We start from the raw sequence: 7,224 nt of genomic DNA, 5'->3' as shown, positions 1-7,224 counted from the left end.
GACATCGAATTGCTTACGGGAACCCTTTACATTCGTAATAATGAGACCATGCGGAATATTGTTGACCAATGGATTGAAGCCAATAAGACAAGTAGGAATTTTTTAGAACAAAAAAATCTTGAAAATGTTCTTGATAAAAATAAGGAAATAAAAATATTTAATTTTCCTGCTTCTTATTGTCAGATATTTGATATCATGAACAATACAGCAACCCCTGTAATAGAGCATTTTCAATCATCAAGAAAATGGAGAAAAAATATAGATACAATGAAAAAAATTTCCATCATCATGCCAACATATAATCAGGATAAATTTATCAAAGAATCCATCGATAGTATTCTCAACCAAACATTCGAAAATTGGGAATTGATAATTGTTAACGATGGCTCAACTGATAATACTAAAAAAATCCTCGATGAACAAAATGACCCAAGGATTCAGATTATTCACAAGGAAAATGAGGGTACAGGTTCCGCATTGAATATGGGATTCGAAACAGCCACAGGCGAATATGAAACATGGTTGGCTTCGGATAACAAATATTATCCAAATGCTTTACAAGATATGTTTGATATTCTTGAATCCAAAAAAGATATAGATTTTGTTTATTGCAATTGTGAAATTGGTGTTATGGATTCTACAGGCTTGGGAGAAATAACAAGAAAAAATTATAACTCAGAAGTTCCGATGGAATGGAATGCCCATAACTTTTATGAACATTATAATATTGGTGTTATATGGTTATGGAGAAAAGAATTACGCATATCCGCAGGAAAGAGTTTTATTCTTGAACCTTGCGAAGATTATGAAATGACAACCCGTATGATTGAAGCAGGTGGAAAATTTTACTATCACCCAATCGTATCAGGATGGCACCGCAGACACAATGAAAATTTAACCAAAAAGTTAACCACTTCGGGTAATTATATTCCGACTTTGATGGAAAAAATGAAAAAGAAAAGGAACAAATTAAGTAACACAGAAGAAATTTTTACTAAAATTTATCAACATAATAAATGGCGAGGTACTGAATCCAAAAGTGGTAAAGGCTCAGATTCAATTCAAACTTCTGAGTTAATATCCGCACTTCCTGCTTTTTTCAAAAAATGGGGTCTTAAAATCATTGTTGATGCGGCATGTGGTGATTGGAATTGGATGAGCAAAATCATACCAAACATCGAGTTCGACAAATATACAGGTATTGATATTGTAGGAGATTTGATACAAAACAATAACAAAAACTTTACAAATGATAAAATTCAATTTAAACAAAAGAACATTATACTTTACCCTCTAGAAGAAAAAGCAGATGTCATTCTCAGTAGAGATACACTAAATCATTTTTCTGATAAAGATGCTTTGAATGCTCTCGACCATTTTATTCATTCAGGAACTACTTATATCCTTATCACAAATTTTGGTAAACATCGGGAAAATACAGATATCATGACAGGAAATTGGAGACCTATCTGTTTTGAAAACGCCCCATTTAATTTTCCAGAACCATTAGATAGGATTATGGAAAATTGCACAGAAAAAGATTCATCAGGTTCTTATGAAGATAAACACTTGGCTTTATGGAAATTAGAAGATATTTATACCTGTATAAGAAAAAGTCAACAGATACCCGATTACAGAAAAAATGTTGTATTTAATATTCTGACAGATGCTATTCGCAAACAATTGGAATCGGCCTCGAATCCTCCCCCCGAAAAGAAAGATAATTCAAATTGGCATTTAACAAAAATACCAAAACGAGCATATTTTTATTGGGGTGGAATTATGCCTTACTTCAGATATCTCACACTTTATTCCTTCTGTAAAATGAATCCTGATTGGGAAGTGATTTTATATTATCCAAAATATACCACTAAAACAAATACTTGGGTTTCAACAGAACATTGTTATGATTTAAATTGCCCTGATTATTTTGGAGAATTAAAAAAATTACCGATTACTTTAAAAGAATTTGATGGTAAAGATTTGGGTATTCCAAATGAATATCCTGAAGTATGGAAGTCTGATTTTTTGCGTTGGCATTTGTTAGGACAAGATGGTGGTGTATGGTTAGACATGGATATTTTGTTCAATAAGCCTATGAATTATCTTGATTTGAATAATCCACAAAATAAAGATTTAGATACAATAGTTTCTATTTCAGAAATATTTGCCCCTGCGACTTTTCATAGTATCGGGTTTATGGCCTCTGCTCCTAAAAATGATTATTACCGATATGTCATGAGCAAGGCTATTAGGACAAGACCCGATTTTACAAACTATCAAGCCAATGGAGTTGTATTATTAAATACGGAATTTCCAACTCTAAATCATATTAGAAAAAAATTTCCAAATTTAAAGGTGGATAGTATTTCTTTTAACACAGTTTATGCATATTATCCTATGCAATATATCAAAGAAATATTTACTCCTGGCGCACCCAATAGGCTGAAATCTCATTCTTTAGGAATACATTGGTATGCAGGACACCCATCAGCAGGAGAATTTACAAATAAATTAACCCCCGATAATTACATGGATTTTATAGACGCTCCAATTGGTAAAATTCTTTATGAGGTATTAAGTAAATGATTCCTGAAATTTCTATAGTTATGCCAACATTTAAACAGAGTAAATATATCGATAATACTATCGAAAGCATAATCTCACAAAATTTTGAGAATTGGGAATTGATAATTGTTGTTGATGGTGAAGATGAGGAAACAAAAAAGATAGTAGAAAAAAGACAAAATAAAGATGATAGAATTATTTGTCGAGTAAAAGAAAACGGTGGTACAGGCTCAGCTCTAAATAGAGGATTTGTTGAAGCCATTGGTAGGTTTGAAACATGGTTTGCTTCTGATAATATCATGTACCCTAATTGTTTAAAAACACTCATTCATCATCTTTATGACCATCTAGATATTGATTTGGTTTACAGTAATAATCATGTGGGATTCATGGACGAAACAGGGCTTGTAGAAAAAGAAAGAAAAGACTTAACCAATATTTTAGATATAGACCAAACTTGGGATATTAAAAAATCATTACACAATTTTTATTTTGGTATATGTTGGTTATGGCGTAGAGAATTAAGAACCAAATGCGGCTCTTTTCAATCAGAACCTAATGAAGATTATGATATGTTTTTACGAATGCAAGAAGTTGGTAAATTTGCTCATGTTCCAGAAATATTAGGTTGGTATCGCCAACATAATGAAAATATGACGAAAAAATTACAATCAGGTCAAGCAGGAGATAAATTCATGTATATGGCAATAGATAATGCTAAAAAAAGACGACCTGATTTGTATGGAGTATAATCATGTTGCAAACAGTAAGTGTAATCGAAATTTTTTCTTTATTTTTGAGTAAAATTAAACCGCAGACGGCATTAGAAATTGGATGTGGGACGGGTGGTATTTTGGCTAGTCTAGATATACCATCTAAAATAGGTATCGATACATATATCCCTGATTTGGAAATTGCCGAATTAAAATACCCTCAAATTATTCCAATAAAATATGATATTTTAAAATTAAAAAATTTATTTTTAGACCGTTCTTTCGATTTAGTTTTTGGATTCGATATTTTGGAGCATTTTAAGAGTGAACAAATTCCGCAAATAATTGAAATGTGTGAGCAATTCAGTAGAAAGGCAACTGTATTTTGGTTGCCAATGGAAAAAACAATAAGCGATAATCCATATCCTGAAAATACAGGAAATGTGCATCGGTCTTTATTAACTCCTGCATTATTCAGTTTACGAGAATATGAAATGATTCGTTTCCCTCATTATTGGAGAAATGGAAGAGCCGAAACAGATATCGATGGGTTATTTTGTTTTAAAAAAATATGATAGCATATCCTAAAAGTGTTCATCTTTGCACAAGCACTATTTGTCAATACGCCTGTATATTTTGCAACAATCCTAGAGGGGTAATTGATAAGTTTACTTTGAGTGCGGAAACCATAAAAAACATTTTGAAGGATTTCGATAGTTTGGATTTTATCAGTATTGGTGGATACGGGGAACTGCTATTACACCCCGAATTTGAAAAAGTAATCCAATTCACTAAAGAGAAAAAATTTCCATTTGTCTTTAGTACAAATGGTGAAGCATTGACATCAGATAAACAGATGATATTGAGAGAATCTTTACTGAAGGGTATCAATTTATCTCTAAACTCATTGAATCCACAAATCCATTATTTTCTATCAGGGAATAAAGGCAATTTGAAAAAAGTTATGGAAAATTTGAAAGAGTTTTCCAAAAAACCAAGAACTTATTCCATCACGATATCTATGGTAGTCAATAGAATGAACTATAAAGAACTACCTGATTTTATCCAACTTGCTCATGATTTGGAATTGGATATGGTCAAGTTTATCCCACCCGTCAATAATATTTCTTATAGCGATGAATTTTCCTTATTGAATAATCAAGAAGAAAAGGATTATCTCATCAAGGCTTACGATTTGGCTAAACAATTGAAAGTTTCCGTAACAGGAATGCAACCTCATAAAACAGAAACAACGATATATAAAAAGAAACCTATTGTAGAATGTAAAATGCCTTGGATAGCCACTTTCATAACGGGAAATACAGTTGTGCCTTGCTGTTATTTATCTCATTATGTTGTGGGAAATATTACGGAAACGCCCTTTGTAGATATATGGAACAGTAAAAAAATACAGATACTTCGCCAAGCCATTATGGATGGGCAGAATACATACTGTAAAAATTGTACGGAATTTGAATAATGAACACACATTTACCCACAACAATTCTAATAGGTACAGGAACTATCTGCCAATACAAATGTATTTTTTGTAATAATAGTAAACAACCAAAAATAAGCATCAAGTTTGATGCTATGCAGAGAGCATTATCCCTTTTTGAAAATATCAACATCGTTGATTTGACAGGATATGGAGAATTTACACTCCATCCTGATTATGAAAAGATTATTGAACTTATGAAAGAGAAAAAATTCAAGTTCAATATCAGCACCAATGGGGAAGGGATGACAATTGAAAAACAAAAAGTTTTGGAAGGAGCATCGATTGCCGCCATAAATTTTTCTATCAATTCGCTCAATTCGGAAACATATAAAATATTGTCAGGAGTGAACGGAAATTTAGAAAACACTTTATCTAATTTTAGAAATCTCATACAAAAAATACACCCTGACCGCCTAAGTATTTCTATGGTTGCCAATCGGCTCAATTATAAAGAAATGCCCGACTTTATCGAATTTGCTCATGAGCATGGAATAAAAATTGTTAGGATATTGGCTCCTGTTCATTTTATGACATATGAAGATGGTATAGACCTTTTATATAATGAAGAAGAAATGGAGTATTTACAAAAGGCTCATGATTTAGCCAAAAAATACAATATCAAAATAGAGGGGATGTTTTTACCATCCAAACAGGAAGCAGTTAAAAACATATTGACTAAAGCACCAATATCAAAATGTCGTGCTCCGTGGACTATGACTTGCATAGCCGCCAACGGTGATGTTTCTCCTTGTTGTTTTTTGGTTTCATATATCACAGGAAATATTAACGAGCAATCTTTTGATGAAATATGGAATGGTGAAAAATACAATATATTACGAAAGTCAATCATGGAAGGAAAAAATTTATATTGTCAAAATTGTACAGATTTCGCATGATAAATAAAAGAAAAATTTTTATAACAGGCATCACAGCAGCAGGAAAAAGTTATATGGCAAAAAAGATTATGGAAGAACAAAATATATCCTATATAGATTTTGAATCTCAATGGGTTTATGAAAAAAATGCCTTTCATATAGCAGAAAATTTTTTAGATAGTCTGCCATCATCTTTTGTGGTAGATGCTATCCCCCGTACCTTGGTGGAAGATAAATCACAAGGCAATCCACTTTATCATTACGATTATTCCAATTTCAATAAATTTTATACAATCAATCAAAAAGACACACAAATTATTTGTGTTATAATGTCTGACCTAAAACAATGGTTAAAAAATGTTATCAGTAAACCTTATTATAGTAAAGAAAAAATGAAATTGGGGTATGATTATGATTATTATAATGCTTGGATACATGAATATACTACCAAACTTGATACAATGTATGATATAATATATTATGATTCAAGTTCGAATAAAGTTCTAAATCAAAAAGAATTTGAAACAATACGAGAGGGACTACTCCCAAAAATACAAGAATTATTGGAGAAAAAACAAACGATTTTGAAAGATTATATCGATATGATGCCTTATGATAAATGGTATCAAGATATTCAATGTATTGGATTCGAAGGATATTCTAAATCATGGAAAACATGGGATAATATCAAAGGGATAATAGAAACAGATAAAAATTGGAAAAATAAAACTGTGATAGATGTCGGGTGTTTTCATGGATATTTTTCATTTATTTGTGAACAACTTGGGGCGAAAAAAGTGATAGGGTTGGATAATGATGTTCGTGTTTTAGATACTGCCAATATAATTAAAAAAATAATGCCTAGTAATGTTGAATTTTTACAATGGGAAGCAGGAAATCCAACACCTGTAGGAGATGTGGCTTTGGTATTGAATATGTTACATCATACCAAAGACCCTTTATTGACTTTGATGAATCTGAATGTCAAAACGGCAATTTTTGAAATAGAAAAATCACAAATGCCTTTAGTTAGTAAATGTTTTAATATTATAAAAAAAATAAAGTCGCATAGAGTGGATATAACCCAAAATAGAATTATTTTAGTAGGAGAGAAAATATGAGAGAAATATTTCAAGACAAAACAATTGTAATAACAGGCGGTACAGGCTCACTAGGACAAGTATTAGTTCGTAGAATTCTTACTGAACATAAAGGTATTCCTAAAAAAATCATCATATTTTCTAGGGATGAAGCAAAGCAATATGATATGAGGACTGCTTATGAAAATGGGATTTTAGCCACAGACGAAATCATTTACCACGGATTCAAAAACAGAGTACAGTTTCGTATTGGTGATATCAGAGATTATCATTCAGTCTGTTCTGTATTACGTGATGCCGATATTGTTATCAATGCCGCAGCTTTAAAACAAGTTCCCTCGTGTGAATATGTTCCGTTCGAGGCAACGCAAACAAATATTATCGGGGCGCAAAATATTGTAACTGCTATTAAAGAGAATAATTATCCTATCGAGACTGTTGTTGGAGTTTCGACAGACAAAGCAGTA

The 7,224-nt window shown here is 31.7% G+C and carries 7 protein-coding genes; all 7 read left to right on the top strand.

All coding sequences use genetic code 11. The features are described 5' to 3' along the window. Positions 1–48 precede the first annotated feature (48 nt). Complete coding sequence (locus M0R36_10750) at positions 49–2,589, top strand: glycosyltransferase (GenBank protein ID MCK9556267.1); 2,541 nt, start codon at positions 49–51, stop codon at positions 2,587–2,589. After that, on the top strand, positions 2,586–3,320 hold the full coding sequence (locus M0R36_10745; protein ID MCK9556266.1) for a glycosyltransferase: 735 nt from the start codon (positions 2,586–2,588) through the stop codon (positions 3,318–3,320). The genes M0R36_10750 and M0R36_10745 overlap by 4 nt, the downstream gene beginning before the upstream one ends. A gap of 2 nt (positions 3,321–3,322) precedes the next feature. Further along, positions 3,323–3,856 carry a class I SAM-dependent methyltransferase gene (locus tag M0R36_10740; GenBank protein MCK9556265.1) on the top strand — a complete coding sequence of 178 codons (534 nt, stop codon included), beginning with the start codon at positions 3,323–3,325 and terminating at the stop codon, positions 3,854–3,856. Further along, positions 3,853–4,761: a radical SAM protein gene (locus M0R36_10735; protein MCK9556264.1), complete on the top strand. Its 909-nt coding sequence runs from the start codon at positions 3,853–3,855 to the stop codon at positions 4,759–4,761. Before M0R36_10740 ends, M0R36_10735 begins: the two co-directional genes overlap by 4 nt. Then, positions 4,761–5,678, top strand: coding sequence for a radical SAM protein (locus M0R36_10730; protein MCK9556263.1), 918 nt, complete (start codon positions 4,761–4,763; stop codon positions 5,676–5,678). The genes M0R36_10735 and M0R36_10730 overlap by 1 nt, the downstream gene beginning before the upstream one ends. Further along, positions 5,675–6,778: a DUF1698 domain-containing protein gene (locus M0R36_10725; GenBank protein ID MCK9556262.1), complete on the top strand. Its 1,104-nt coding sequence runs from the start codon at positions 5,675–5,677 to the stop codon at positions 6,776–6,778. Before M0R36_10730 ends, M0R36_10725 begins: the two co-directional genes overlap by 4 nt. Continuing rightward, positions 6,775–7,224 (top strand): polysaccharide biosynthesis protein (locus M0R36_10720; GenBank protein ID MCK9556261.1); only part of this gene is annotated, 450 nt, incomplete at its 3' end. The genes M0R36_10725 and M0R36_10720, both read left to right, overlap by 4 nt.

Source organism: bacterium (assembly GCA_023228325.1).
Taxonomy (GTDB): domain Bacteria; phylum Auribacterota; class UBA6266; order UBA6266; family UBA6266; genus UBA6266.
This window is presented reverse-complemented; position numbering and strand designations above follow the sequence as displayed.

Excerpts from the sequence above, each read along its gene's own strand:
- M0R36_10750 (MCK9556267.1), top strand. The coding sequence starts at position 49 with ATGCGGAATATTGTTGACCAATGGATTGAAGCCAATAAGACAAGTAGG.
- M0R36_10745 (MCK9556266.1), top strand. The coding sequence starts at position 2,586 with ATGATTCCTGAAATTTCTATAGTTATGCCAACATTTAAACAGAGTAAA.
- M0R36_10740 (MCK9556265.1), top strand. The coding sequence starts at position 3,323 with ATGTTGCAAACAGTAAGTGTAATCGAAATTTTTTCTTTATTTTTGAGT.
- M0R36_10735 (MCK9556264.1), top strand. The coding sequence starts at position 3,853 with ATGATAGCATATCCTAAAAGTGTTCATCTTTGCACAAGCACTATTTGT.
- M0R36_10730 (MCK9556263.1), top strand. The coding sequence starts at position 4,761 with ATGAACACACATTTACCCACAACAATTCTAATAGGTACAGGAACTATC.
- M0R36_10725 (MCK9556262.1), top strand. The coding sequence starts at position 5,675 with ATGATAAATAAAAGAAAAATTTTTATAACAGGCATCACAGCAGCAGGA.